The 25924-nt window shown below is 54.9% G+C and carries 19 protein-coding genes and 1 pseudogene; 8 read left to right on the top strand and 12 right to left on the bottom strand.

Translation table 11 applies throughout. From position 1 onward, the window contains the following. Window positions 1-1047: 1047 nt before the first annotated feature. Together GV827_RS21605 and GV827_RS21600 are read right to left on the bottom strand one after the other, a co-directional pair. On the bottom strand, window positions 1048-2160 hold the full coding sequence (locus GV827_RS21605; RefSeq protein WP_164356110.1) for a zinc-binding dehydrogenase: 1113 nt from the start codon (window positions 2158-2160) through the stop codon (window positions 1048-1050). A 628-nt stretch (window positions 2161-2788) separates the two neighbouring features. Next, window positions 2789-4348: a long-chain-fatty-acid--CoA ligase gene (locus tag GV827_RS21600; protein WP_164356107.1), complete on the bottom strand. Its 1560-nt coding sequence runs from the start codon at window positions 4346-4348 to the stop codon at window positions 2789-2791. A 411-nt stretch (window positions 4349-4759) separates the two neighbouring features. On the opposite strand from GV827_RS21600, the gene GV827_RS21595 reads away from it, so the two are divergent. Next, window positions 4760-6145, top strand: a complete 1386-nt coding sequence (locus tag GV827_RS21595) for an IS1182 family transposase (protein ID WP_164356105.1) — start codon at window positions 4760-4762, stop codon at window positions 6143-6145. Between the two features lie 645 nt (window positions 6146-6790). On the opposite strand, the gene GV827_RS21590 is transcribed toward GV827_RS21595, so the two are convergent. The 3 genes from GV827_RS21590 to GV827_RS21580 all read right to left on the bottom strand — a co-directional run bounded on the left by GV827_RS21590 (window position 6791) and on the right by GV827_RS21580 (window position 9957). After that, on the bottom strand, window positions 6791-8389 hold the full coding sequence (locus GV827_RS21590) for a tripartite tricarboxylate transporter permease (RefSeq protein WP_164356103.1): 1599 nt from the start codon (window positions 8387-8389) through the stop codon (window positions 6791-6793). Beyond that, window positions 8389-8907, bottom strand: coding sequence for a hypothetical protein (locus GV827_RS21585; RefSeq protein WP_164356101.1), 519 nt, complete (start codon window positions 8905-8907; stop codon window positions 8389-8391). Before GV827_RS21585 ends, GV827_RS21590 begins: the two co-directional genes overlap by 1 nt. Before the next feature lie 99 nt (window positions 8908-9006). Beyond that, window positions 9007-9957 carry a Bug family tripartite tricarboxylate transporter substrate binding protein gene (locus GV827_RS21580; protein ID WP_164356099.1) on the bottom strand — a complete coding sequence of 317 codons (951 nt, stop codon included), beginning with the start codon at window positions 9955-9957 and terminating at the stop codon, window positions 9007-9009. A 53-nt stretch (window positions 9958-10010) separates the two neighbouring features. Between GV827_RS21580 and GV827_RS21575 the strand changes: the two genes are divergently transcribed. The 3 genes from GV827_RS21575 to GV827_RS21565 are packed head-to-tail and all read left to right on the top strand — an operon-like array spanning window position 10011 to window position 12008. Next, on the top strand, window positions 10011-10568 hold the full coding sequence (locus GV827_RS21575) for a MarR family winged helix-turn-helix transcriptional regulator (RefSeq protein ID WP_328823198.1): 558 nt from the start codon (window positions 10011-10013) through the stop codon (window positions 10566-10568). Between the two features lie 47 nt (window positions 10569-10615). Beyond that, window positions 10616-11731, top strand: a complete 1116-nt coding sequence (locus GV827_RS21570) for a CaiB/BaiF CoA transferase family protein (RefSeq protein ID WP_164356095.1) — start codon at window positions 10616-10618, stop codon at window positions 11729-11731. Then, a complete protein-coding gene (locus GV827_RS21565; protein WP_164356076.1) occupies window positions 11697-12008 on the top strand; it encodes a hypothetical protein in 312 nt (103 codons plus the stop codon). Before GV827_RS21570 ends, GV827_RS21565 begins: the two co-directional genes overlap by 35 nt. A 37-nt stretch (window positions 12009-12045) precedes the next feature. Here the strand turns inward: GV827_RS21565 and GV827_RS23770 are convergent, their stop codons facing one another. Next, window positions 12046-12327, bottom strand: a complete 282-nt coding sequence (locus GV827_RS23770; RefSeq protein WP_235930645.1) for a hypothetical protein — start codon at window positions 12325-12327, stop codon at window positions 12046-12048. Between GV827_RS23770 and GV827_RS21560 the strand changes: the two genes are divergently transcribed. Continuing rightward, a complete protein-coding gene (locus GV827_RS21560; protein WP_235930641.1) occupies window positions 12302-13069 on the top strand; it encodes a lysophospholipid acyltransferase family protein in 768 nt (255 codons plus the stop codon). The genes GV827_RS23770 and GV827_RS21560 overlap by 26 nt on opposite strands. Window positions 13070-13227: 158 nt before the next feature. Here GV827_RS21560 and GV827_RS24155 read toward each other — a convergent pair whose 3' ends face one another. Together GV827_RS24155 and GV827_RS21550 are read right to left on the bottom strand one after the other, a co-directional pair. Further along, a complete protein-coding gene (locus tag GV827_RS24155) occupies window positions 13228-13404 on the bottom strand; it encodes an SEC-C metal-binding domain-containing protein (protein ID WP_164356091.1) in 177 nt (58 codons plus the stop codon). Window positions 13405-13504: 100 nt separating this feature from the next. After that, window positions 13505-13678: pseudogene (locus GV827_RS21550) on the bottom strand (integrase core domain-containing protein); the annotation flags it as partial. Between the two features lie 203 nt (window positions 13679-13881). Between GV827_RS21550 and GV827_RS21545 the strand changes: the two are divergent. After that, on the top strand, window positions 13882-15024 hold the full coding sequence (locus GV827_RS21545) for a patatin-like phospholipase family protein (protein ID WP_164356089.1): 1143 nt from the start codon (window positions 13882-13884) through the stop codon (window positions 15022-15024). Between the two features lie 329 nt (window positions 15025-15353). On the opposite strand, the gene GV827_RS21540 is transcribed toward GV827_RS21545, so the two are convergent. The 3 genes from GV827_RS21540 to GV827_RS21530 form a co-directional block, all read right to left on the bottom strand. Then, a complete protein-coding gene (locus GV827_RS21540; protein ID WP_164356087.1) occupies window positions 15354-16184 on the bottom strand; it encodes a class I SAM-dependent methyltransferase in 831 nt (276 codons plus the stop codon). A gap of 333 nt (window positions 16185-16517) precedes the next feature. Continuing rightward, entirely contained in the window at window positions 16518-19865 is a 3348-nt protein-coding gene (locus GV827_RS21535) for an AAA family ATPase (RefSeq protein ID WP_164356084.1), read from the bottom strand. 609 nt (window positions 19866-20474) lie between these two features. Continuing rightward, the gene (locus GV827_RS21530) at window positions 20475-20864 is read right to left on the bottom strand and encodes a nuclear transport factor 2 family protein (protein WP_164356083.1); all 390 of its coding nucleotides are present in this window, start codon (window positions 20862-20864) and stop codon (window positions 20475-20477) included. A 153-nt stretch (window positions 20865-21017) separates the two neighbouring features. On the opposite strand from GV827_RS21530, the gene GV827_RS21525 reads away from it, so the two are divergent. After that, window positions 21018-21752 carry a deiodinase-like protein gene (locus GV827_RS21525; protein ID WP_164356112.1) on the top strand — a complete coding sequence of 245 codons (735 nt, stop codon included), beginning with the start codon at window positions 21018-21020 and terminating at the stop codon, window positions 21750-21752. 195 nt (window positions 21753-21947) lie between these two features. On the opposite strand, the gene GV827_RS21520 is transcribed toward GV827_RS21525, so the two are convergent. Then, window positions 21948-23831: an SLC13 family permease gene (locus tag GV827_RS21520; protein WP_164356080.1), complete on the bottom strand. Its 1884-nt coding sequence runs from the start codon at window positions 23829-23831 to the stop codon at window positions 21948-21950. Between the two features lie 315 nt (window positions 23832-24146). Here GV827_RS21520 and GV827_RS21515 point away from each other — a divergent pair, with 315 nt between their 5' ends. Beyond that, complete coding sequence (locus GV827_RS21515) at window positions 24147-25823, top strand: adenylate/guanylate cyclase domain-containing protein (RefSeq protein ID WP_164356078.1); 1677 nt, start codon at window positions 24147-24149, stop codon at window positions 25821-25823. Window positions 25824-25924 lie beyond the last annotated feature (101 nt).

The following is a 25924-nucleotide window of genomic DNA, read 5'->3' as shown; positions in this document are numbered from 1 at the left end:
GGCGAGTACCGATCCCGCGGCATCAACCACGCAGATCGATACGGATTTGACGGACACGTCGAGACCTACATAATGGGTCATGGTCGTTCTCCTTTACGGCTGGTTTTGTGAGGCCGATACTATAGAACCTCGTTAACCTCCGGAGAGCGACCGCCGCAAACACACCATGTCATTCATCTCACCCGGCAACGCTGCGCTGCAGCACTTGCGGCTCGCTAGCCTTCTGAGAATGCGAGATATGTTCGCATATGGTCGATAACTTGCTGATAATCTGCGGTATTCTCAAGTGCGGGCGGGTGTTCAAAAGCCACGGCGAACGCTGCGTGCGCCTGTACGCGACTTATGAATCCCCTCTTGATATCCGCGAATCCAAGATTGTTCGGCGTGTCGAAGCCTCTCCGAATACCCGTTGCCAGGCATTCGGTAACCGCTGAGGCAAAAGAATGAGGGGGAGGGGGGCAATCTCTCAGAGCTGGCCATTTGCCATCCCAAAAATCCTGACACACGCACAGATTTTTTTCTGTAGAACGTATAAGATTACCAAGAAATGGTTTCCTTAGAACGCGTCAGAAATTTATTTATATTCCAATGCCTTGATGGCGTCAAAAGCCACTCTTGATGAAAGGCTGCGTCATTTTCCCCGATGCAATTGAACACTCTGCAAGGGCGTCGGTAGCTATCGCAGGACAGCGGACGCTCGTGACGAGCGGAATTGACTTCTACGTCTAGTCCTAAGCGGACATGGTCCGCTACCGACGCTCGCAGCAGCAACCTCATCACCCGAAAACATCAGCCGCGCCTTAGAAACAAAAGCCGCCGTTCGTTGAGACCGCCGCGATTTTCATACCCCTTGTGTCCAAGTTACGGGTTTGAGTTACGGGTGACCTGTCTGGATAGCCTCTGTCGCCAGAGGTTAGGGAACGTCTGAAAACCTCACGCTATGAGCGGGTTGAGATGGACTGAACGGGACGAAGAAGGATGGCTCACGGCTTGTCCCGCACACCGCCGGACACCCGAGCCGGCGTCACATAACTTGGCACGGGACCCTCATTTCCAAGGCATGACAAGGTATTTCTCGCCTGTCTTCATTGCGCGATAATCAGTCACGGCTTCCTTGGTCAGCATCTCCTCGAGATCGACCCTTTTCTTGTAATGGCTGGCGAAGGTCGTTGTCAGGTTCTCGAGTACACGCTTGCGCATCCGTCCCACGGTTTCCATTCCGACCGATTGAATGAAGGGGAACAGGAGCCAGCCTGACAGGGTCCAGCCAAAGCCGTAACTCGGCGACAAGATTGTCGGACCAGTGTCAAGACGTCCGTAGATGAACATGCGCTTTTGCTGGTTGGAACCATAGCGCGAATACTCGGTCATCTTGCCAACCGCGACCTGCTCCATCGCTTTGAAGACACTGTCGACCGATTTTCCCCCGCCGATCGGATCGAACCCGTAGAAGGCGTCAGTGTCGTCGATTGCGGACCGGAGTTGGTGCATGAAATCGTCATCCGATGAATTGACGATATGGGTGGAGCCAAGCTGCTTGAGCAATTCGACCTGGCCCTGTTTCCGCACGATATTGACCAGCCCCATGCCGTCTTCGTTGCAGATCCGGGTCAGCATCTGGCCTAGATTGGATGCCCCGACCGTATGCAAGATCGCGCTTTGCCCATCCATTTTTGCATTTTCAACGAACCCCAGCGCGGTCATCGGATTGACGAAGGCGCTCGCTCCATCCTCGGCCGAATAATCGCCCAGTGGCAGGCACATGGCGGCATCCGCGATACAATACTGGCTGTAGGCATTGCCCGGCACACAGGCGACGCGCTGCCCCATCAGCGCCTTGGCCATGTCGCCGTCACCCGTTGCGACGACAGTGCCCGCTCCTTCATTGCCGGCGGGCAGTTTCAGCCCGTGACGCGCCTTGGACCCCGTATTAAACGGCTCGGGCATGCTGGCGACGTATTTACCAGGCGAATAATCGGCGCTTTCGAGATCGGCCGCACCAGCAAGAATAGCGAGATCCGACGGATTGATCGGTGCCGCCTCCATTTTCACAAGGACTTGATTCCCGGTAGGATCGGGAAAGGTCACGTCCTCGATCGCCACGGTGAGCGTGCCATCGCTTTCTAGCGTAGTGAATAGTTGCTTGCCGGTGGTGCTCATGTCGATTTCTCCTGGTTTCGGTATCAGAATGCAAAGATGCTTTCGGGTCGGAGACCAGGCGAGATGGACGGAAAAACACCTCGGCCCCACAGGCTTATATCGAACACTATAAGCGTCGAAGTGGCAATCGCCGATTCTGAGCACACCTCCTACTGCTGGCGCAACCGATATCGTGGGATGGCTGACGCATACCCGCCGCGGGGGGCGCTACCGGGCAAGACGCATCCAAACTACAGGCATGGGCTACAGACAAAGGAACGGATCGGGACGCGCAAAAAAGATCAACGACCTTCTGCTTAATCTGGCGCCTATGAATGACCAGCAATTGCGGCAAAAACATACATCTGTCGTGTTTACTCAGCTCTCCGCCTTGAGCCCATTCGTTAATCCAATATTCACGCTGCGCGGGCTTGCTGCGTGAAAACTTGCCGCGCCACGGCGAAATTACTGCTGCATCCCAGGGGCGATTTCGGCAATTCAGGCCGTTTGCAGGAAATCTGAAATCGTCAAATCACAGACTGCGGGCAAAGTGGATTTGTGCAGCGGCAGTTATTGCCCAAGCAGAAAAGCGCACAGCACGTACAGGACGACAGTAGCCGCAGCGTGTGCCAAAAACGGTTCGAAGACCTTAGGAAATCTGACGCTCCCTCCCTTCCCAATAGGGTTTGCGAAGCTCGGTCTTTAGCACTTTGTTAGCCCCTGACAGAGGGAACGGATCCGCCCGGAATTCGATGCTCCGAGGGCATTTGTAGCCAGCGATCATTTCGTGGCAATGCGCCTGTAACTCCGCCGCCGTCGCTTCTGCGTCCGGATGCAGGATAACAATGGCATGCACGCTTTCCCCCCATTCATCGCTCGGAATGCCAATCACGGCACTGGTGGCCACTGCCGGATGCCGGCTGAGCGCGTTTTCCACCTCGGCTGAATAGACGTTTTCGCCACCTGAGACGATCATGTCCTTCACGCGGTCCATCAAAAAGATAAATCCATCGTCGTCCATGTAACCGGCATCTCCAGTTAGGACCCAGCCATCCCGGATCGTATCTGCGGTGACTTCGGGTTTGTTCCAGTACCCCAGCATCGTGATCGGTCCCTTGACGGCAATCTGCCCGACCTCGCCGCGCGGCACTTCAGCGCAATCTTCATCCACAACGCGGATTTCACATACCCGAGTGGCGCGCCCTGCGGCCCGAAGCTTGCCTGCATTGGGACCGTCCAACACGTGATATTCGGCGGGCAGGATTGTAGCCACAGGACTCAGCTCCGTTTGACCGAAAGCCTGCAGGAACGACACATTGGGGAACTTCTCAAACGCCTCGATTAGGACTGCTTCTGTAATCGGTGACGCGCCATAGGCGATTTGAGTCAGCGAAGAAATATCCGTCTCGGCCAGCTTGTCGCTCTGCAAGACCATCTGAAGCATCACGGGCACAAGCAGGGTCTGGCTGGGTCGATGTTTTTCGATCGCCGCCAGAACGCTGTCGGGCGTGAACATCGGGATCACGACATGGGTACCTGCCATAAAGGTGATAGCGCTGAACCAGATCAGATCTGCAATGTGGAACATCGGTGCCGCATGCAAATAGATAGTCCCGTCTTTCATATTCAGCTCATGCGCGTTCGAGATACCGCCGACATAAAAATTGGTATGTGACAGCATCACACCCTTAGGGAACCCGGTTGTGCCGCCAGTATAGAAGATGCCCGCCAAATCATCGCCACTACGCCCCGCATCCTTTGCAGGGCACGCAGCCGCCAGGATATCTTCGTAATTCAGCATCCCTTCCGGCGTCTCTCCATCTCCGCAATATATCAGCGTTTTCAGGCCGCCAACATGCGGCTTGATCTCTGCGGCTACGTCTTTGAATGCTTCGTCCACGATTAATATCTCGGCGCCTGCATCGTTAAGTGCATAAGCGCATTCCGCAGCGGCCCAGCGGATATTCATTGGCATCATTGCTCCACCGCCCCAGACTGTCGCAAAGAAATATTCGATGAACCGATCTGAATTCAGTGACAACAAAGCCACCCGATCCCCGGGCTCCATGCCCAGCCCCTGCAAAGCTCCGGCCAGTCGCGCGACCCGGTCCAACATCTGGCTCCAACTGGTTTTCCGGTCCTCAAAAATCGTCGCAATCCCGTTTGGATTGATTTGAGCGGCCCGTCTGAGCATGGAAGTCATCTGCATAGGTCTGGTCTCTGGTTCGGTTGCGCATTTTGGTTTGGAGAAGACTGAGGTACCCTATCACACGGTGTCAACCGCTCAGGCCGCTAGATCATAGGTTGCCTTCCATTCGAAGCGTTGGATGTGAACTACAGCCCTGAACTATCTGCGGCCACCCGAGGAACTCGAAAAACGGCGGCGAGGCCCTGCAGATCGGTCACATTGATCATGAAATAAGCGGCGGGCGGAACCAACGGCTGCTTTCGTGGATACGGCGTAGCGGGTCGTTCCGTTCAACAGTGGCGGCCCATTTGCTTCGCACGCACATATGGCAGCCTTGTAATGTCTGCTTCGGGCGTATTTTGTTGAAAAACTCTTCCTTGATCGAGGCCTGAAGTGCTGATTCAATTCGTCCACTGAGTGGGAGGATTAGCGATGTTGGGACCGAAGCAAGAAGCGCAGGCGGCACTGTTTTACGAGTTCTCGCTGGAGGACCACGTACCTCAAGATCATCTGTTGCGGTCGATTGATCGGTTCGTAGATCTGAGCAGTATTCGGACGCATCTTGCAGAGTTCTACAGCCACACGGGCCGTCCTTCAGTTGATCCTGAACTGCTGATCCGCATGCTGCTGGTTGGGTATTGCTTCGGCATCCGATCCGAACGGTGGCTTTGTGAAGAGGTCCATCTGAACCTCGCCTATCGCTGGTTCTGCCGCCTCGATCTGAGCGGCCGCGTTCCTGACCACTCTACCTTTTCGAAGAACCGGCATGGGCGTTTCCGCGACAGCGAACTGCTCCGCCATCTGTTCGAGACGACGGTGGCGCGGTGCATCGCGGAAGGCCTCGTCAGCGGCCAGCGCATGGCCATTGATGCCAGCCTGATCGAGGCGGACGCGAACAAGCAGAACTCGACGCCGAAGGAAGAATGGGACACGACAAGCATCGATCCGACAGATGCACCCCGCGCGGTTCGCGAGTATCTCGACACGCTGGATGAAGCAGCGTTTGGAGCGGCGAGCGAGGTGCAGCCGAAGTTCACTTCCCATTCTGATCCGGCCAGCCAATGGACGGCGGCACGCAAAGGCCCTGCTTTCTTTAGCTATTCCGACAACTATTTGATCGACACGGATCACGGCGTCATTGTTGATGTCGAAGCCACGCGCTCAATCCGGCAGGCCGAGGTCGGATCAACAAAAACGATGCTGAAGCGTGTGAAGGACAAGTTTGATCTGCATCCCGAACGCCTGATCGCGGACACGGCCTACGGCACGGGGCCAATGCTGGGCTGGCTGGTCGACCGCAAGATCGCACCACATATCCCAGTCTTCGACAAGTCCGGTCGCAATGATGGGACGTGGACCCGGGCAGACTTTGAATGGGATGCCGAGAACGATCAATACATTTGCCCCGAGGGGCAGGAACTCAAGCAGTTCCGTCGCAATTATTCCGACCCAAACAGAGGACCGACCGGAAAAGGGACCGCACGATACCGTGCTCTGAAAGAGGTCTGTCAGGTCTGTCCATCCAAGGCCAAATGCTGCCCCAATGCCGATGCGCGCAAGATCACCCGCGAAGAACACGAAGACGCCCGACAGGTTGCCCGCGACATCGCCAAGACCCGCCAGTACGACATCTCAATGAAGCTCAGGAAGAAGGTCGAGATGCTCTTCGCTCACCTCAAACGCATCCTCGGGCTGGGAAGGCTCCGATTACGCGGCCCATGCGGCGCAAATGACGAATTCCTGCTCGCCGCCACAGCCCAAAACCTTCGCAAACTGGCAAAGATCTTTCCTGCACCGCAGCAAACGCGCAAAGCCTGATCAGAAAGGCACGCGCGCTCAGTTCAGCACATCACTTTCTGCGCTCGCAACACGTTGTTTTTCCACAAAATCGGCGGCTTGCCGACATTAGCTGCAAGCGCATAGTGTGACTGGATCAAAGTCGATTGCCGACATTCAAATGTTAGCGGATTGAAGATTCCTTCTGCGGAGCGGAAGGCCGCTCCGAGCCCAAAGCGGACGATTAATCAGACTACAGCAGCCGCGCCGCAGCGAAGGGCAACTTTGAGCTGATTGTGTTGAAAAACTCGAAAATTCGACCATCAGAATTTTCCGCTAGAATCTATTGAATCATCCAAGTCCGTACCAAACGGCCAGCGTAAGCCTTGAGGCTCTCTCACATTGCCAAGTCAGCGTTTTGGCAGACCCCCTCGCCGAATTTTTCGACTGGCTTTCTATGGGCCACTTTTTTAGCGGTTTTCGTCAAAATCGGAGTTTTTCAACACAATCAGCCTAATTGGATTGTACTACGGACTGGTCCAAAGGCATCTGTGCGAATTTTCTTTAAAGCTAGGGAAGATTCCTCGCGTCTATTTGGACTCGTTCGGGACAACCTTTTGAGTGGCATGGTAAGTTTTGGCGGATTTGAAAGCGCTTGCCTCATCGGGCCCAGCATAGGCATCTATGTTATGCCTGCGTGCTGTCGGTCTGTTTCTGCCGCAGTGCGAGCACAACAGTCACAACGGACCCCGCCAGAAAAAAGATCGAGATCCAGCTGGAAAACAGGAAATAAGGATCTCCGCCCGTGGCCGAGAATGCCTGTCGCGCGCTGTTCTCAAGGCTTCCCCCCAAAACGAAAGCAATCACAAAAGGCAGAGGGGACATATCTACCTTGCGCATCAGATAGCCCAAAATTCCGAAGCTTAAGGTAAACCAGAGCGACGCCATGCTTGGTTCCTGGGCATAGACGGCAGTAAAGGTCAGAAGCAACACGACAGGCAGCAAGGTGCGTTTAGGCACCCTTACCATGACCGTCGCGGCCCGCATGAACGCCCCGCCAAACGTCCAGTTGACGAGGTTGGCAAACAGCATCGCAGTGAACAATCCGAAAACCAAGACAAGCTCGGTATTCACGACGTTTTCGCTGAAACGAAACACCGAAGGTCCCGGGGTGAAGCCTCCGATGGAATCCGTGGCGAGAATGATAAAGACGGCCGCCGCATTTCCGGGGATGCCCAAGCCGAGAACCGGGATCAAGTTCGATCCGGATACGGAACTGTTCGCCGCCTCAGTCGCGGCCACACCCTCGATGGCCCCTTCCCCAAAGGCGGGCGCTCCTTCTGGGCGGCGGCGTTCATTTCGTACGCGCCCCAGTTGGTAACCGAGCGCCGCTGCCAGCGTCGTTCCAATGCCGGGAAGTGCGCCAATAAGCGTACCCACGATTGACGACTGGCCAATGTAGGGTGCAATGCGCAGGACTTCCGCGCGTGTTAAGCGCTGGTCTCCGTGATCGACAATCCGTTCACGCGCTCCAGACAGATTGCTTCTGTGCCAAAGGTCTTCGTATTCTTTCAAGACTGCGCCGACGATCAGTACTCCCAGAATTGCTGTCATGATTGAAAACCCGCCCGCCAAAGCGTCGGTTCCCAAAGACAGGCGTGGGTAAAAGTCTTCGCCACCGCCGATGAAAACAGCAATCAATCCCAATGCCACCGAAATCAGCCCTTTGCCTGGAGAGCCGCCGATAACTGCCGCAATAAAGCTGAGCGACAGGATCAGAAGCGCGGTCTTCTCGGGAAAATCCAGATGCCGCTCAACCATCAAGGCAACGAATGGCGCGCACACGAAAAGCGCAATGTCGGAAAACGTGTCACCGGACACGGAGGATAGATGTGCGACCTTCAATGCCTTGCGGGACTGGCCCTGCTTCGTCAGAGGGTAGCCATCCAATGTGGTCATATAGGCATCCGGTGTCCCGGGGGTGTTGAACAGAATGGCTGGAACTGCCCCTCCGAGCGTCGCCCCTTTCATGATGCCGATCAGAAACCCCAAAACTGGCAGCAAGGCTTCGACATTGTATCCAAAGAACGAAATCAGGATCGGCAGGGAAATCGCCATCGCCATCGGCCCGGCCAGACCAGGCGTTGCGCCAACCAAGATGCCTGTGACCACGCCAGCAAAGACCATCACCAGCGTCAGCGGGATTGGAACACCGAGCAGTTCAAAAGCGGCCGGGCCAAAAATGACCGCCTGCATTCCGGCTATGATGTAGTCCAGCGGCTGCATCAATAATCACCGTTGGGCGGCAGCAAAAGATCATCAAATGGCACATCGACGAGCGCAACCAAGCCTATTGTCACTATGCCAGCAATCAGGACCGTACGGGCCTGCAAGCGTCCAGCGGACAAAGAAGCCATTCCACCAATAATTGTTACGCCTCCAAGGAAATAACCGATGTATTTCCATGGGAAGGTTTCTCGTAACAGGCGGTACTCTGTGTCTGTGGCGCCTAACCATTCGGCAACGAGCAGAAAGCCCGGGCCTGCATGCCGCATCAACAAAAGACCCAGGATGATGACAGCAACAAGTGCGCCCGTATGCAAGAACGGCGCCAACGTCACGCCGGTGGAACTGTGCTTTCGCCGCTCGATCAGCAAAAGCGCACCGCCAATCGCCATCAGGGTGAAGGCAATCGTCGGTGCAAGTGCGTCCCCGATGCTGACTTGCCGACGGACGCGGACGATCAGGCCGGTGCCTGTGTCCTGAGGAATCCAGAGGAATAAACCGACGAGCGCCAAAAGCACCGCGCCACTCCCGATATAGATGTTCAGTCGGTACATCCGGCCTTCCTCACAAGGCTGTTGGCCGCGCCAAGACGAACTGGCACGACCCAGAGGCAAAAGCTACTCGGAAGCCGCCTGCATCAGTTCCTTGGCGGATACAAAGCTACTGTCGATAAAGGCTTGGAGCGCCTCACCCGAAATGGCCTCGCCTCCTCCGAAATTCGCTTTAAGCAGCGCCCCCGCCTTCGTGGTCTCGTCCAACACGATCTCCGAAATCGATTGGGCCAATTTGGCCTGAGCCGCGCTGTCCATGTCCTTTGGCCCGAAATACATGAAATAGATATCAAGGTTGTACGGCACGCCCAGATCGGCCAATAGCGGTGCGTCCGGTGTCAGGCTCAGCTTACGTGACATGCCCGAAACAAGCTCTACCAATTCGCCAGCTTTGACACCCTTTGAATGAGCCCCGGCGACAAATCCGGCATCAAGATCGCCAGCATATAGCGCGTTCAACATCCCGCGCCCGCCTTTGACCATCGTGATGTTCATTTCGATGCCAGCTTCTTTACCCATCAGATAGGTCACATCAGCGATCTTTGGGGTAATGGCACCAACTCTCAAAGGCTCACCGGACTTAGCCGCCGCGACAAAATCATCGAAGCTTTTCCATCCCTTCGAGGCGGGTACGACGAAGGCAACTTCCGCCAGCGTCGTGGTGACAATCGGCGTTACATCATCCGGTGTCATGCCTGCGGCTCCGTCGGCCATGCCGTAGTCCAACGCTTCTGAAATACCCAAACCAAAGACGGTGCCATCTACTGGGGCCCCCTGCATTTCCTTGGCCATGATAAGCCCCGATTTGCCGGGCGTGTTCTGGGGCGTGATCGTCCACCCGTAACGGTTTTCCAATTCTTCCGCGATCAATCGTGCCTGGCTGTCTGTGCCGCCCCCGGGCGGGAACGCGATGTGCATTGTGATTGGCCCCGGCGGCGTCCAGTCTTCAGCGAGGCTCGCCGTCGCCGCGATGGAATACCCAAGCGCAATTGCCCCTAGGGCGAGAAATTTCTTCATGGTAGTTCCTCCCAAAATCTCCATGTTGGAGCGGTAACAGCAATAAACCGGACATGTCAACCTTTTACTGGACATGTCCGGTATTTGGTCGTATTGAACTCTTAAGCGAAGGATCACCTATGGAGCAAAAGAACCCAAAACCGTTCGACACGAATGAGCCCCTTCAGGAGTCTGTGACGTTCAAAATATCCCGGCTCAGTCAGAGACATGCATCTCAGGCTTCGAGGGTTCTGCGGGAATTGTCGGGTCCACCGCTGTCGGAGTGGAGGGTCTTGATGCTGCTGGCGACCTATGGACCCGGCACGGCCGCAGAAATCGCAAGGTATCTGCAAGCCGACGACTCTTTGATCAGCCGAACAGTAAAAACGATGCTGAGCAAGGGCCTTTTGCAAAGCACTCCTGACCCTAAGGATCGCAGAGCCAGCAAGCTATCACTTAGCCAGGAGGGAAGCATAATCTACGAGCGCATGCGACCAAGCATGCATCGCCGCCGCGTCGCCGTTCATGACGCTCTCAGCAAAGACGAGCGGGACACGTTAAGCGCGCTGCTGGCCAAACTGGACAGGCGTATGGATGAAATCGATGAGGATTTACAAAGGTTCATTGAATGACGAGCACTACTAACTCCGTTTCGCACTTGCCACTTGAAGGCGTGAGAGTGCTTGATCTGACCCACGTCATCGCGGGTCCGTTGGCAACTCATCAATTATGCATGATGGGGGCCGAGGTGATCAAAGTCGAACGCCGGGGGGAAGGTGACGGCATGCGTGCGATCCGTACGCAACCAGACCAAAAAGGAGTACCACCCGCATTCCGTGCCCTGAACGCTGGAAAGAAATCGGTCGTGTTGGACCTGAAAGCTGCAAAAGATCGAGATCATCTGCTCGCGTTGGCCAAGTCCTGCCACGTGTTCGTGGAAAACTTCAGACCCGGCGTCGCCAAGCGCCTCGGCTTATCAGCAGGTGATATTCGGCGCGTTCGCCCCGATGTGATTTACTGCTCCATCTCGGGCTGGGGGCAAACCGGAGAACTGTCTACCCTACCGGCCTACGATCATGTCATCCAAGCCGCCACGGGAATGATGGCAATGCAGGGCTCAGAGGGCCCACCGGTCAAAGTCGGTTTCCCGGTCGTCGATACGGCAACTGGCATGTCGGCAGCCACTGCAATTCTGGCGGCTTTGTTGCGCCGCGCAAAAGGCGACACATCGGATATCGAGATAGATGTATCCATGGTCGACAGCGCGATGCTGCTGATGGCAACCGTCTATGCGCAGACAATCGCGACAAACGCCGCGCCTCCCCGTGTGGGCAATCGAGGATTTGTTGGCAGTCCAGGCGCGAGCACCTTCGAAACCGCTGATGGTCATGTGTCAATCGCTGCCAATACAATGGGTCAGTTTCGAATATTGTGCAGCATAGTGGGCCGACCAGACTTGGCACTGCCGCCGTATCTGCCAGGCGGATTGTCCGAAAATGATTTTTTATTCAACCTTGCCAGCCCCGAACTTGGCTCTGAATTGTCAGCAGAAATTCTAAAACTGGAAGCAGCCGAGTTCGAACGAGCTCTCATTGCAGGGGGCGTTGCAGCCGCGCGTGTTCGCGATCTTCACGAGTTTTTGACAGAGTTGTACAACAAGACCCCAGGCTTGAATGTTCCGGAAGAACCAACGGCTCTCATGCCTGGATTTCGCAGCGAAGGCGCTCTCAAAAAGGAAAATTCTCAAGCGCCCCTGCTTGGTGAACATGCGAAAGAGATGCCTGAAACTGCATGAAGTCTGCTGGAAGCGACAGAAAATCACGCGCAATGCCGACGTGCCGAAAAAGCTAAATCTCCTGCCGCGCAAACTGAGTTTCGAGTACGCAGTTTCATGGCTGAAAAAAAACGTTGCCGGAAACTCCAGTTTTGGTCGCGCAACCGTTGTTCATACCGTTCTTGCCCTCCGCGATGCAGCGAACGGCAGCATCGTCCGCAGTGCGGTCATCTTTTGGGGCTCAATGCTGCATTCCCGACCAACGTCTGCTCTGGGGAAGCTGCGCCGCAGCGATTGAAAGCGAATGTAATGTCTGCAAAGAGCCGGGAGGGACTTTAGACTCCCGAAGCGACGTTTGGGTTGCGCTGTGGTGCCACGGGAAAGGTAAGAACCCGTTCAAACAAGCCGCGACTCAAACGAACCGGTGTGATGCGCTCTATCGTTTTCGGTTGGTATTGCCGCTGGAACCAGTCATAGAGAACAATGCTCTCTGCATCGTTGAAATCAGTTCTACAGCACGCGAGATACTTCCCACTGTGGTCGGCGCTGACCGCTGTGAGGTGGCGCTCCTTTGACTCTCGTTCTGGTGGATTGGGAACGACATTCAGAGCCGTCATGCGTTGGTTCCCCCCAGCAAGGAGCCGATTTGACCGCGAAGCCAAACGGGTCTTTCCCGATATGAAGCGCAGTACCCGCGCCAAGCTTGGCCAAGATATGGGCTGGCATATGGGTAGAACTCTGTTCGAGATCTATCACGATGCTGAATTTCAGACCCAACACCACAAGTTCAGGGCCTCCGGTCCTGGCCTTGATGCTCTGAAAGAGGCTCAAAGGGCTGGCAAGGGAGCGATCGTTGTTTCCGGCCATTTCGGACAGTGGGAAGCTGTTCGCGCCGTGATCAAAATGAATGGGCTCGAAAGCGGAGCTGTGTATCGGCCGCACAAGAACCGCCATTACGAGCGCCGCATTCGTACCGGGATCGAGGCAGGGGGGAAGCCGATTTTGGCGACCGGCCGTGTCGGAACCAGAGCCCTTGTGCGGCATTTACGGAATGGCGGCATCATTTCAATTTTGCTGGATGAAAAATATTCAGAAGGTGTACGGATACCGTTTCTCGGGCATGACGCGCTCACATCTCTCTCGGCGGCCCAGCTCGCATTAAAATACGATCTGCCCATGATCCCTGCATTTGGCACCCGCATTGGTGATGGAAACACATTCCGCGTAGAGTTCGAAGCTCCAATCCCCCATACCGACAGCATCGAAATGACGCGTGCTTTCAACGACAGTCTGTCTAGGCGGATCATGGCGGACCCAGAACAGTGGTACTGGATGTTGAGACGGTGGGATGGTGCTTGAAGGAGTGCAGTTCGCTAGCCGATCGTCCAAATTACAAGAATGCTGCGTCCTCGACCGATGGCCGGTTTGGGGAGGTTGCGCCGCAGCGACGGGTAGCCAGCTGAAGGTCCGCTCTGGGCCGAATACGGCTACATCCGAGCTATCGCTTGGATCTCAATTTAGTGCATGACCTCAATGGTGCCCCAATTACTCCCGCAGCAGCGCTTGTATTTGCGGCCCGAGCCGCAGGGCAGGGGCCTTTTCGTCCGATCTTGGTTCCACGAAACGGCGCATGAGGTTGGTTCGCGGCCGCCCGGGATGGGAAGGGGGCGGGTGTTTCTCCGGACTTGGCCCAAGTGCTGATCGTGAGCACAAGGTTCAGAATGAGGTCCGGGGCTTCTTCGGTCAGGGTTCTGACCGACTGGCTGGCCTAGTCTGACTGATCCGGTTTGAGTGTTAGTGCATGGTCGGCTTTTGGTCCACTGGAACGATGGTTTCTGGTGCCGGTGGTCGATATCCGAGTGCGCTGTGTGACCTCTTGGTGTTGTAGTGTTTCCTCCAGCCCTCGATGATGATCTGGGCTTCTCTGAGGGAGTAGAAGATCTCTCGGTTCAGCAGTTCGTTCCGGAGGAGCGGACACTTGTGGGGAACGCAGCGATCGACGGCTCCGAGCCAAACGAGCGTGTTGTCGCTCTGAAGTTATCGCATAATTCAGCTGCGCTGCTGTAGGCTCTTTCTGATCGTCAGAATTCTTCGCATACTCTTATCATCATTAGGAACTGCCGAAGACATGTGTGCCATTTGGCGCCTGTATAATGACAAGGGATCGCAGGATGATTGAGCAGAGCGCGGAGCACGACCGAACTGCCCTGGTTCTTCAGGGCGGAGGCGCGCGAGGCGCTTATCAGGTTGGCGTTCTCAAAGCAGTTGCTGAGATCTGCGGAACTCGACAGTCTCCATTCCAAATCGTTTGCGGGGCATCGGCAGGCGCAATTAATGCAGCTCCGATTGCCGTCATGGCGCAGGACTTCCAGGTGGCCACCCAGCATCTGGAATCGCTCTGGTGTGGATTGCGATGTTCTTCCATTTACGAGACCCATGCGCTCAAAGTTCTTCTTAGCAGCACCCGCTGGGCAGGGGGCCTTATGTTTGGGTTCGCCGGCTTGCGCGCAACGGGTGGCTTGCTCGACTACGCGCCTCTTCGCCGGCTTCTTGAAAGCGAATTCAAGCGTTCCAGGTTAGAGCGGGCGATATCAAGTGGTGTGCTTCATGCGCTTTGTATTACTGCGTCAAGCTACAGTCAGGGTGTTGCTGTTACTTTCTTCGAAGGCGCCGAGGGCATCCCCGAATGGCAACGTGCTCGTCGAAAGGGTAGGCGCTCGCAAGTGGGCCCGATGCATCTTCTAGCTTCATCAGCATTGTCATTTGCCTTTGCCCCGGTTGAAATCGACGGCGAATATTTCGGTGACGGATCGCTCAGATCAACGTCACCTCTTTCGCCAGCTATCCGAACTGGTGCCAACAGGGTCTTGGTCATCGGAACGCGTGATCCATTGCGTCAAACTCTGGTGGAAGATGTACCTAAAGAGCCGCCGACATTCGGCGATATTGCTGGCCACGCACTTGATATCCTGTTCAACGACAACCTCGAAGCGGACTATGAGCGGATGTTGCGGATCAATGAAACGCTCACGCTCATGCCTGATCAAGCGCGGATTAAATCAAAGCTGCGTCCGATCTCCTCTCTTCTGCTTGCCCCTTCGAAAGACCTGCGGGAGTTAGCCCGCCCCCATGCGGATGATTTGCCGCGCACCATTCGCGTCCTGATGAAGACAGTTGGCGCTTGGCACCATGATGGCCGACTGGAAAGCTATCTGATGTTCGAGCCAGCATACGTCGGTGAACTTATCGAGCTGGGCTACAGAGACACAGTTGGGCGCGCGGACGAGGTTCTGAGTTTTCTGAGCCAAAAATAAAGTTACTCGGCGACATGGAGGAGATCAGGAAATAGCTCTTCCTCCGTTGAGCCTCTGGGTCTAAAGCGTGGGGCACCATTTACGCTTCAGCCAATAAAGATAATCGAACCAAAGTTTGGTTTTTCCAGCTTTGTGCCCGTCAGCAGGGAGTGGCTTCTGGAGAAGGCCGCCGCATTCAGAAGAGACACGGAAACATTCCTTCGAGAGGGGGAAAATTGAGTGTTTTCTTTTCAACTGGTTCGGGCTCCTTCGAACCAGCAGCCGCGCTCAGTCCGAGGGTCTGCTGAGTGGACCAGGGCGACCCCTGCAGACACCGGTTATCTGCCAACCTAGTTGGGCTTGAAGCAGATTATCTGCACGGGGTGGGTTCGGCGTTCTTCGATGTTTCGTGCAGCGTTTCGCACAATCTGTGGAGCCAATTTACCCAATAGGATATGAGTGCCAAATACCGGTGCCTCACCTTTCTCGGCAAGTTCGATAGCGCGTCTATAGCCCTGTATGTATTTTTCCCCCGTAGCGGTGAACTTGATGTCGGCGAAACCGGCCTTTTCCAGCGCGGCAACTGTATCGGCGGGTCGCATCAGGTAGGCGCCACTTCCGTCTTCTGACCAGGGCACCGGATGATGTGGCTCGCCTACTTCTCCCAGACCGTGCTCGGTAAGCGCAAAGAATGCACCGGGCTTGAGCACTCGGAAGGCTTCGCCGAAGAAAACGTTTCGATCGGGCACGTTCATAGTAACGTGCTGCGTGTAGCCGCCGTCGAAAGTTTCATCACCATAGGGAAGTTTTTGGCCATCTCCGTGTTGGCACTCCACGGCATCTTCCATCCCGACGAGCACACTCAGTTTGTTGGCCGCGTCCACGAATGGTGCCGTTATGTCGATACCGTCAACATGGCAGTTGAACCGTTTTGCCAGATACCTAGCGGGACCGCCGAGCCCACAGCCGATGTCGACAAGTCGATCACATTCTTTGATCGGTAACGCATCTGCAAGTTCAACGGTCGCAGGGAACCCTCTCGCATGAAAATGATCCACAGGCGCGAGTTGTTCGACTGTGACAGAGTTGGGGTCGATGCCTGCGAATTCCATCGTGTCTAAAATTCGGGAATATACGTCTCCCTTGCCCCAGTGATCTGAAATAGCTTTTGCATCAGTCATTTGAGCCCCTCCTATCTTGGCAGTTAACATAGCACAGTTTCGAAGCACCCGACATGCGGGTTCTTTCCGTCTGCTCCGGGCTCGAAGCTGCCCAATGCCCGTGCAGCAGGGCTCTTGGTGATGACCGAACGGAACCGGCCATCTCTAAATCGGGCCAAACCTTTGATTTTGCGTTGTCTCGATCAATGCGCGGTCGTTCGCAATTCAGGAGCCGAAGTTCGCGCTACAGGCGGCGAAATCGTGGTCTGAGCCCTGAGCAGACGCTAGCCTTGAGTTGTTGAAGGGTCGCTTTTCGCCAAATGTGCTTGATAGCAGATCTATCGTGGCAGTGTTCTATTGAGTGAGAAGCTCGTTGCGAAGTGCATGACGCATCCTCTGGACGTTGAGACGGCCCTCCGTGTCGACAATGTCCCAGTCTTCGCCAAGGACGCTCAGCGCTCGGTCTGTTGCGCCGATTTTTGCTAGTAAGCGCGTATGATCGAGAGAAATTTGAAAGCCAGCTAGCTTTGCGCCCAACTCCAGTGCTCGCTTCGATGCTTTGCCATAAGCCTCATTTACCACCTCAACTTCTTGGCCTAACCTCTCAAGCAGCTGAGCCTCAATCCGTAGTATCTCTGGCTCAAGCCAGCGTTCGTCATTGACCTCACACTGGCGTTTCGCGCGCTCGACAGCATCGGCTGCTTCGTCGAGTTGGCCTAACTTGAGGCAACCGCAAGCGCTTTCGTAATGGAACCAAGGCAGGAATGTCCCAGCACCTGCTCCGGTCCACATTTCATGTGCCTCTCTGATCGACGCTAACCCGTCAATGGCAGCGCTATCGTCACCTTTATGCACGCGAAGTGTCGCGGCGGAAAGTTGGAGGACCGGTAGCCAAGACTTCAAGCCGTGGGCTACGCATAGATCAATTCCGTCTCGATTGTAGCGGTCCAAGCTATCCCAAAGGCCAAGAAACCTAGCTGAAATCGAAGTTCCAAGATAAGCAACAGAAGTCGAGTAGGGGTGCTCAAGTCTGTTACTAAGGCGGAAGGACGCGTCAGTCTCCGCCAAAGCAAGATCGATGTTTCCAGTCGACATGTGATGCCAAGATGCGAACATGTGGCAGCAGACGCCAGGATCGTGCCCGCCATAGACGAACTTATGGTCGGTGTGCCGCTTCTCATCGTAAAGTGCCCGACCTTGCTCGATATGGTCGAAGCCGTGTCTGAAATCCGCGCGCATCCAGGCGGTCGACCACGAAGCGTGGTGTGCCTGAAGGCACAGATCCTCGCTCCCGGCAGTCGCTGCCTGTTGAATGAGCGCATCAGCGATGCGCTTGGCCGCTCTTGCATCGCCTTTGACGTTGTTGAGATGCCATGTTCCAAAACGGGAGCGAAAGAGCTGGAGGTCATCGCCCAGGGCCTCGGCTAATCGGACTGAATGCTCGTACGCCTCTTTCGCCGCCGACGAACCCACACCCTCGGCGGCCATCACAAGCGGGCCCAGACCTACCAACGCGTCAAGTTCTAAGCGTTGACGCTGATTGGTAACGGGTGCCTTTTCCAGGGCGTTAAGTGCGTTACGAAAATGCGAAATTGCCTCCTTTGTCGCCGATGCTCTCGCAGATCTTTGGCCGGCCCGGATCCACCATTCGGCGGCCTCAAAGGGTGCCTCGGCCTGCGCATAGTGAAGCGCAATGACCTCCGCGGACCCTTCACCTTCGCGATCGAGTGTGCCAGCGGCCGTATCGGCGGCAATGCGGTGGAGTTCTCTTCGACGCGCCCGCAAAAGAGATTGGTATGCGGCGTCCTGAACCAACGCGTGTTTAAAGAGAAATTCGCCTTCATTTGGCAGCCGATAGAGGATCTGGGCGTCAACCAAACGGTCAAGTGCCTCCGTAAGGCTCTCTGCCAAAATGCCAGATAGCTGAGAAAGCGCCTCACGTGAGAACTGTCGACCGATGACTGCACCGGCCTGGGCGGCCACCTTTGCCTCCCTACCCAGACGGTCCAGTCGTGCCAGGAGAGAAGCTTGAAGGGTCTCTGGGATGTCTACTTGTAGCGTATCTGCGCCTGCCTCACCAAGCGAACTGGTAACTTCTTCAATAAACAACGGCACACCGTCAGTACGTTTTACGATCTCGTCGACGACATCTTCCGAGATCTCGCTGCCAACGACAGCGCGCACCATTTCCCTACCTTGTCGACGGCCGAGGCGATTCAATTGGAGGCTCGCGATGTGGGACCGTCCGCCGAAAGGCGCAATCCACTCCGGTCTGTGGGTCATGACGACTAGGGTTGGGCTAGTCTCGATATGTCTGGCGACGATTTCGAAGAGCTCGGAACTGGATGGGTCAATCCAATGTGCATCCTCGACGATCAGGAGAACCGGCTGGCGGTTCGCCAGATGAACGAGATGATCGGCGAGCGCAGTCAGCGTGCGGTGTTTGATTTCCGCCGGAGTTATGGACAGCGCGCCATAACGGCTTTCAAAAGAGAGACCAAGCAGGTTGCTAAAGAGGCGCATGGTATCGATATCAGTATCTCCCGTTTGAGAGACGAGCGCCGCAAGTTTATCGAGTTTCTCGTCGTTCGTATCTTCCGCCGCAATCCCAGCAGCCCAGATGAGCTGCTGTATTGATGGGTAGAGCGGGCTATTAAGATGTTGGGGTGAGCACTGGTAGCGAAGCGTCATGTGATGTTCCGCTCGAAGACGCTCTCGGAAGGTCTGACAGAGGCGCGACTTACCTATCCCTGCCTCACCGGAAATCAGGACGATCTGACCTTCGCCTTCAGTGGCCATCTCCCATCGATCAGTCAACAGTCCGAGCTCGTGGTCGCGACCGACGAATGAAGTCAGCTGCCCAACATGGATCGTATCAAACCGGCTTCGTCCGATAATCTCATGATCGATGCGCCAAATAGGCACGGGCTCAGATATTCCTCGCAGGTTCCGTTCGCCCAGCGGCTTAATCTCGAAATTGGCACCCAGAAGCCGACGTATTAGGCCGCCGATCACGACTTCTCCAGGGCCGGCCTCCGCCTGAAGTCGCGCGGCCATATTGGGCGTTTCGCCAACTATGGCATCGACCTGTTGGATGTTGTTGCCAACGAGCTCACCAACGACGACCGTGCCTGTCGCCAGACCAACCCGGGCAGAGAGGGTTTCTCCGTCGGGTGTCTCGAGATCCTTTACCGCGGCAACGGACGCTAATCCAGCTCTGACGGCTTGGAGAGCCTGGTCTTCGTCCGCTCTGGGCCACCCAAAATAGGCAACGATACCATCGCCGAGGAAATTAGCCACGTATCCGCCATAGCGGGCAACAACACCAGAGACAGTATCCTGGTACTGACGCATCACGTCACGAAGGTCTTCTGGATCAAGACGACTCGAAAGCTCCGTTGATCCGACGAGATCGCAAAACATTACAGTGAGTTGACGCCGCTCTGCGCCAGTATCCTGAGAGGCAGTAGCTCCGCCAGCCGTGCTCTCTTCGGTCCCAGGCGATGGCTCGGCTTCTGATGATAGGTCGACAGAAACGGCAGCCAGTATTCGCCGTCGAGCACCAATAGTCATCCCCAGATCAGCGAGATCACCTTCTGAGATGTACGGCAATGCCGACAGGTCGATGTCATTTTCGATAAAGAGATCGGCGTACTTACCAAGACCAATACTGTTCAGCCAATGTGCAATATCTCGGTCCATTATTCCTCCTCATACAGGGGAACGATAGCATGATTGGCACTGAATGTCGCAATTGGGTGAAGACCAGCCAAAGAGGCAGACGATGCATGGCGGCTCCGTCCGCACCTTGCCTGTCCGCCCGCCATGCAGCGAATGGTCAGTTTGGATTTTGGCGAAACATGCGCGGCTGAACGGCCGGATACGGGAAACCTGCTGCGGCGCCGCGAACGCGGTGCTGCGCTTGCATGGTCTTTCTGCGTCAGCAGCGTGCGAAATCCTCAAGGTCCGGAGAGTCCCGCAACTCGGACGTAGAGCCTGAACCCGCGAGTGCCTGCTGTTGGCAAAAGCTGCCATTCACGCCAGAAATTGCGCATCGGCACTTATGAATGACCGCTTCGAACCTGACCGGACGTTCGCCGAAATCCGGGCTAAGACTGCAAAGCGGACTTTCCCGCCTGATGCTGGTGCAGCGAAACTTCCCTACGCGCGACAATCAAATTTCTCAACCAGACGCGGCGGCGCAGCACCGTTTCCCGAAAGCGGCCATTGAACTCGTACAAATTGGCCGAAATCCAAACCGGTCGTACGCTGCGCCGGTTACGGACGTCTCACATGCGGACTTAGTTGCCGTTATCCAGCAGCCTGTCGAGGGTAGTCGTCTGCATCGAACCAGCCACGGGAGGCGCGAACCTTTAAGTTGTCATTCAATTCCCATTCTTCCCACCCGCGTATCCTTAGTGGTTTACCTGTCGTCGCATCGTGACCGGTAAAGGTCCACACGTAGATCACGTGGTTCCCAGAACATCGCACATCGTCGCAGGTCAGCGAGAGATCAGGAACATCAGCGTAGAAACCTGCGGCCATATCCTGCACCCGCGAGCGGCCTGTCCAAGGCTCTCCGCGGTTAATGATGATCTCGCCATCTTCAGCGTAGAACGAGGCGACAGCTTGTGCCTCTTTTGAGTTCCAAGCGGCCGTGTAATCGGCAGCAATTCGCTCCACTTCCTGCGGATCAATCATCTCGCTAACTCCATTGTTTCTTTCGACCAGAGGATGCCACTGATGTATCTGGGAAGTCGATGCTGAACTTGCTTGCAGGTCTGCTAATGGGATGAACCGGCTGCTTCCCCCGGTGGGTTACTAAATGCCGCGTCGTACGCAGATGTCGCCTGCATACTTACGTTTCAAGCATGCGTCGGTTCCTGCTATTGTGCGGGTCAGGGGGAGGATGTTTCTATGAGCAGAATTGCTTTTGAAATGCGGGACCAGATGGATGGCATTTCGGAAGCCGATTTCGAAGACACCATGGGCTTGAGCAAATCTGCATTCCGCGACTACCTATGGACGGCCGCAGACCAAGAGGATAAGTGCCTGGCACAGGAGGGCGAATCCGCCCCCAATTTTTCCGCTCACACTCTGAACGCCGAAGGAGGTATTTTTTCCGGATTGCTGGACCTTTCCGATCTTCGTGGCGCTCCTGTCTCGCTGATATTTGGGTGTTACACATGCCCGGTTTTCCGTCGTCAATCAGATAGGATGAAGGAACTGATACAGCACTACTGTGGTCGCGTTCAGTTCGTTTTTGTCTACGTGTTGGAGGTGCATCCAACAGATGGATGGAACACGGAATCGAACAGAACTGCCGCAGTGATGTATGCCCAGCCGATCAATTTGGAGGACCGTGCCAAAATAGCTAATGACTGGCGAAAGGCATACGAATTCAAGAGTCCGGTTGTGCTTGGTTGGCCAGACAATCGAATAAACGCGGATTATGCAGGAGAACCAGAACGGCTTTATGTGTTGGATGGTGACGGCATCGTGACGTTCAAGTCGGAACAGGGACCCTACTACGATAGCCATCTCGAAGACTGGGCCGCCTCCCTAGAAAATGTCGTCCGCCCAATTTAGGCGAACTTGCATCCGCGAAGTCTCTGGGCTTCAATATTCGCGGGCAGCCAGTTTGCTTCACAACCTGAAAGCAGACATTGGTTGCGACCGCAGCGAATTTAAGGCGGTCTATGACCGAGTTGCGGGGCAAAGCTGCCATTTTAGTGGGAATGAGGGAGTTCATTCGTCGTAGGACGTTCGAACCTATTCAATGCTTCAGACAATGAGATTCAAAACGGATAGTGAAACAACCAAGAATAGGATTGTCATTATACCACCGCTCTTGATGAAATCAGTTACCTTGTAGCCTGCAGGCCCCATGATGAGGGCGTTGACCTGATGGGTCGGTATGAGGAACGAGTTTGAGGTTGATATGGCAACAGTCAGTGCAAAGATCGCAGGATCTCCACCTGCTGCAACTGCGATTGACACGGCGAGCGGCACTAACAGAACAGTGGCACCAACGTTTGACATGATCAGAGTGAAAATCGTTGCAATAATCGCAAGCCCTGCCTGCAAGGACCAAAGTGGCCATCCATCTAGAAGAATCAGGACCTGCTGGGCGATCCAGGCCGCCGTTCCAGACGATTGTACCGCCTGCCCAAGGGGAATGAGACTTGCCAACAGGAAGACCGTGCTCCAACTGACCGCCTCATAGGCGTCGTCTATATCGAGCACGCCGGTCAGGATCATCCCGACGGCGCCCGTCAGCAGACAAAGTGATAGGCGCAGATCGGTGAACAGAATTAGAAACAGAGAAATTGCAAAGAACAGCAGCGCCCAACTAACCTTTGTGGGCCTCAGTTCTTCTTGTGGAAAATCGGTTGTGACCACTACAAAATCTCGATCACGGCTCAATCGTGTTAGCGCTTCCCACGTGCTGAGAATGACCAATGTATCGCCAGCACGAAAGGGTACTTCGCCGATTTGTGTCGGTTCATGATCTTCTGTGGCAACAAGGCTCAGGGTTTCTTCGCCGCGATGGATGGCCAACATGCTGGCCCCGTAGGTCTTACGAAACACGACGTCATGTGCACACTTCCCAATCAAGGAGGACCCCGGCGGGATGACCACCTCTGCGACACCGGATCGGGTCGGGGCGTAATCCTCGGCAAACACATCCAATTTTTCATGCAGGATAAAACCCGCATCCTGCGCCATGTGCTGCACTTCCTTTTTTCGGCCCAACACGGCCAACCGACAGGGCGCTGTGATCTCCGTTTGAATAACCGGAGCAAACCATGTTTTCCCTTGGTAAGCGCTGCCGATGATGTAGACGTGGTATCGCTGGATGACGTCGTCAAACGTCTCTCCGACGACCGCGTTGCCTTCAGGAATGGTAATTTCGAAAATGTCAGTCTTAAGGCCGTATAGCTCTTTGAGGTATTCCTTCATGGAGCGCCCGCTAGTGGCATCTCCACCCTTCTTTGTGGCTGGCAGAACCCAACGCCCAAAAATCACAAAGTAAAGGATCCCCGTTGCAACTAGAGCGATGCCTACTGGCGTCACTGAAAAAAGCCCAAAGGTATCCATCTGCTGGGAACCAGGAAGAGACTGGTTGGCCGTCAAGATCAAATCATTCAGCAAGATCAGCGGTGACGAACCCACCATAGTTATCGTGCCGCCAAGAATCGCGCAAAACCCCATCGGCATCAGCAATCTGCTGAGCGGGATTTCAGTGCGAACAGATATCCGGCTAACAACGGGCAAAAACAATGCAGCGGCACCGACGTTTTGCATAAAAGACGAAATGACGCCCACTGTGCCTGAAATGATTGGCACTACCCGCCCCTCTGAGTTTCCGCCATATTTCAGGATCAGGGCGGCAACTTTGCTCATCAAACCGGTCTTATCCAACCCTGCGCCAATGATCATCACCGCAATTATTGACACCACGGCATTGGAGGCGAGACCATTGAAAAGCTGGCTGACGTCAGCAAGTGACGCCAGACCCGGGAGCTGGCTTAGGAGGCCAAGCAGCACCATAACAAGAATAGCCGCGAAATCGATTCGAACCACTTCTGAAACGAACAATAGGATAGTGAAAACCAATAGGGCGAGGACAACCGCCATCTCAAATGTTAAACTGATTGTCTCCACTTCTTACGCCCCCTGTAACAAGGTTAAACAGATAGTGGCGATCTGCCAAATGATGAATTCATGTGCTTGGTGATATAGCTCGTAAGTCAAAGATCTGGAAAACATATTGGGTCAGCTTCCGCATTCTGAAATCAGGCCGCTAACCTGCGGCATGGCATGAGAACCAGCTAAATCCCTTCTGGCAGATTGTCCGCTAATGGCCCTGGCGATCTGAAAACTCGCCTCCTGTGTGAAAGCTGTGTAGTTTTCGGTGAGAAGTGTGGTTCACTGGGGTTAGTTTTGCAGAATGCAGTATTATAGGAGCTAAACAACTTCATGTCCCGTCGCTTCGCATTCATTCAAGCCGCTGACGTTGCGGATTACTCTTGGATGATGGCTCAGGACGAAAGCGCTACAATTGCGCTCGTCCATGAGCTTCGCGACAGGTTGCTCGAGCCCATCGTGGAACGGCATGAAGGCGAAGTTCTGAAACGCATGGGGGACGGATGGATCATTGCATACCCATCAGTTGCATCGAGTGTTTTGGCGGCTTTGGAAGTCCAGAACGGCCTTGCGGAGCATCCAAAAACACGGCTGCGTATGGGTATTCACATGGGCGACATCGTCCACGATGAAGCTGATCTCTATGGAGCAGGCGTGAACATTGCATGCCGTCTGCAGACTGAAGCCCCGCCCGGTGGAGTCTTGATCTCGGCAGATGTCTATAACCAACTCTCCTCCAAGCAGACGCAGGGCTTTTCGGATGCAGGAACATTCAAACTCAAAAACATTCCGCGCCCCATCCAGTGTTTTCAATGGCGACCAGAGAGACTTGCTGTCGGAAGCCGGCCGGATGAGGTCCCTACGATAGGTGTCGAAAAACTGGTTGCTGCACCTGCCGACGATGAAAACGCTGCCGCAGCCGAAGACCTGCACGAACAGATCGTCTACGGTTTGTCCCGTCGTACAGGCATTAAAGTGCGGGACATGTCTGTCGGATCGGCTGAAAAAACAACTTATAACCTGCGGGGCAGGTTTCGCCGTTCTGGCGCGCGGGCACGCGTCAACCTTTCATTGGTTCTACTTGATGATGCGTCGACGGTTTGGGCGGATGTTTTCGAGGGTGATGCCACCGATCTGTTCGCCTTCTGTGATGAGGTGGCTGCGCAGGTGGATGCCAAGCTGCGTCTATTTGTCAATTCTTTGGACAACAACCGCATCGGCGAAATCCCTGATGAGAACCTCAGCGTTTCCGAGTTGCGCACCCGAGCTGCGGGTCTTTTTTACGAGTGCACAATCCCCGACTTAGAGCGCTGCATATCGGTAATGGACCGTGCCAAACGCCTGAACCCAAAAGATGGCATGAGCCTGAGCATGTGGGCTATTGGCGTTGTAATGCGCAGTAAATTGCGGTTCGAAGCTATCGAAGGCGATAGGCTGGAGGAGCTTGTCGCAGCGCACGACCTCGCCGTGGAACTGATGCCGCAAAGTGATTTTGTCTTTTTTACAAGATGTCTCTTTCGCAGCATTACAGAACGAAACCCTGACAAAGTAATGTCTGATGCGAAACGCTGTTACGAGCTGAGCCCGAATTACCCGCAGGCGCATATTGCGCTTGGTTATGCCTACATTCTGGCAGAGGAGTTTGGGAAAGCCGTCGCCGCCATGCGCAAAGGAACAGAGTTGAGGAATGATCCCTACTGGTCATATCGGCGCTTGCACATGGCCGTGGCGCAGTATTGTGGTGAAGACTACGAAGGCACAATAGCCACACTGCGAGAGATGATTGACCTCAAGCCAAGTGTTCGGGGTTTCAGAAAGTTACTCATCCTTTCGCTCAAAGCACTAGGGCGAGATGCTGAAGCGCAGAAAGAAGAAGAAGCGGCTGCGCTTCTGGACGATGGGGAGAATTTTTTTGTTCAAGAACCGACCGTTCCGGATAGCCACTCATGGTTACGCGAAGCGCTAGCTCCAGGTTCAGGCAAAGGGTCTTGTCAGAAGGATTCTGATTGAGCTGGGCAGGGCGGTCTCGTAGCCTTTGCTCATGACAAAGCGCGACCCTTTCAAGTACTTTCACAGTAGCCCTGAAATTATCCGGCTGGCTGTCATGATGT

This window comes from Sulfitobacter sediminilitoris (assembly GCF_010667575.1).
Taxonomy (GTDB): domain Bacteria; phylum Pseudomonadota; class Alphaproteobacteria; order Rhodobacterales; family Rhodobacteraceae; genus Sulfitobacter; species Sulfitobacter sediminilitoris.
Note: the sequence above shows the minus strand (reverse complement) of the source record. Positions and strands in the feature narration are given on the sequence as shown.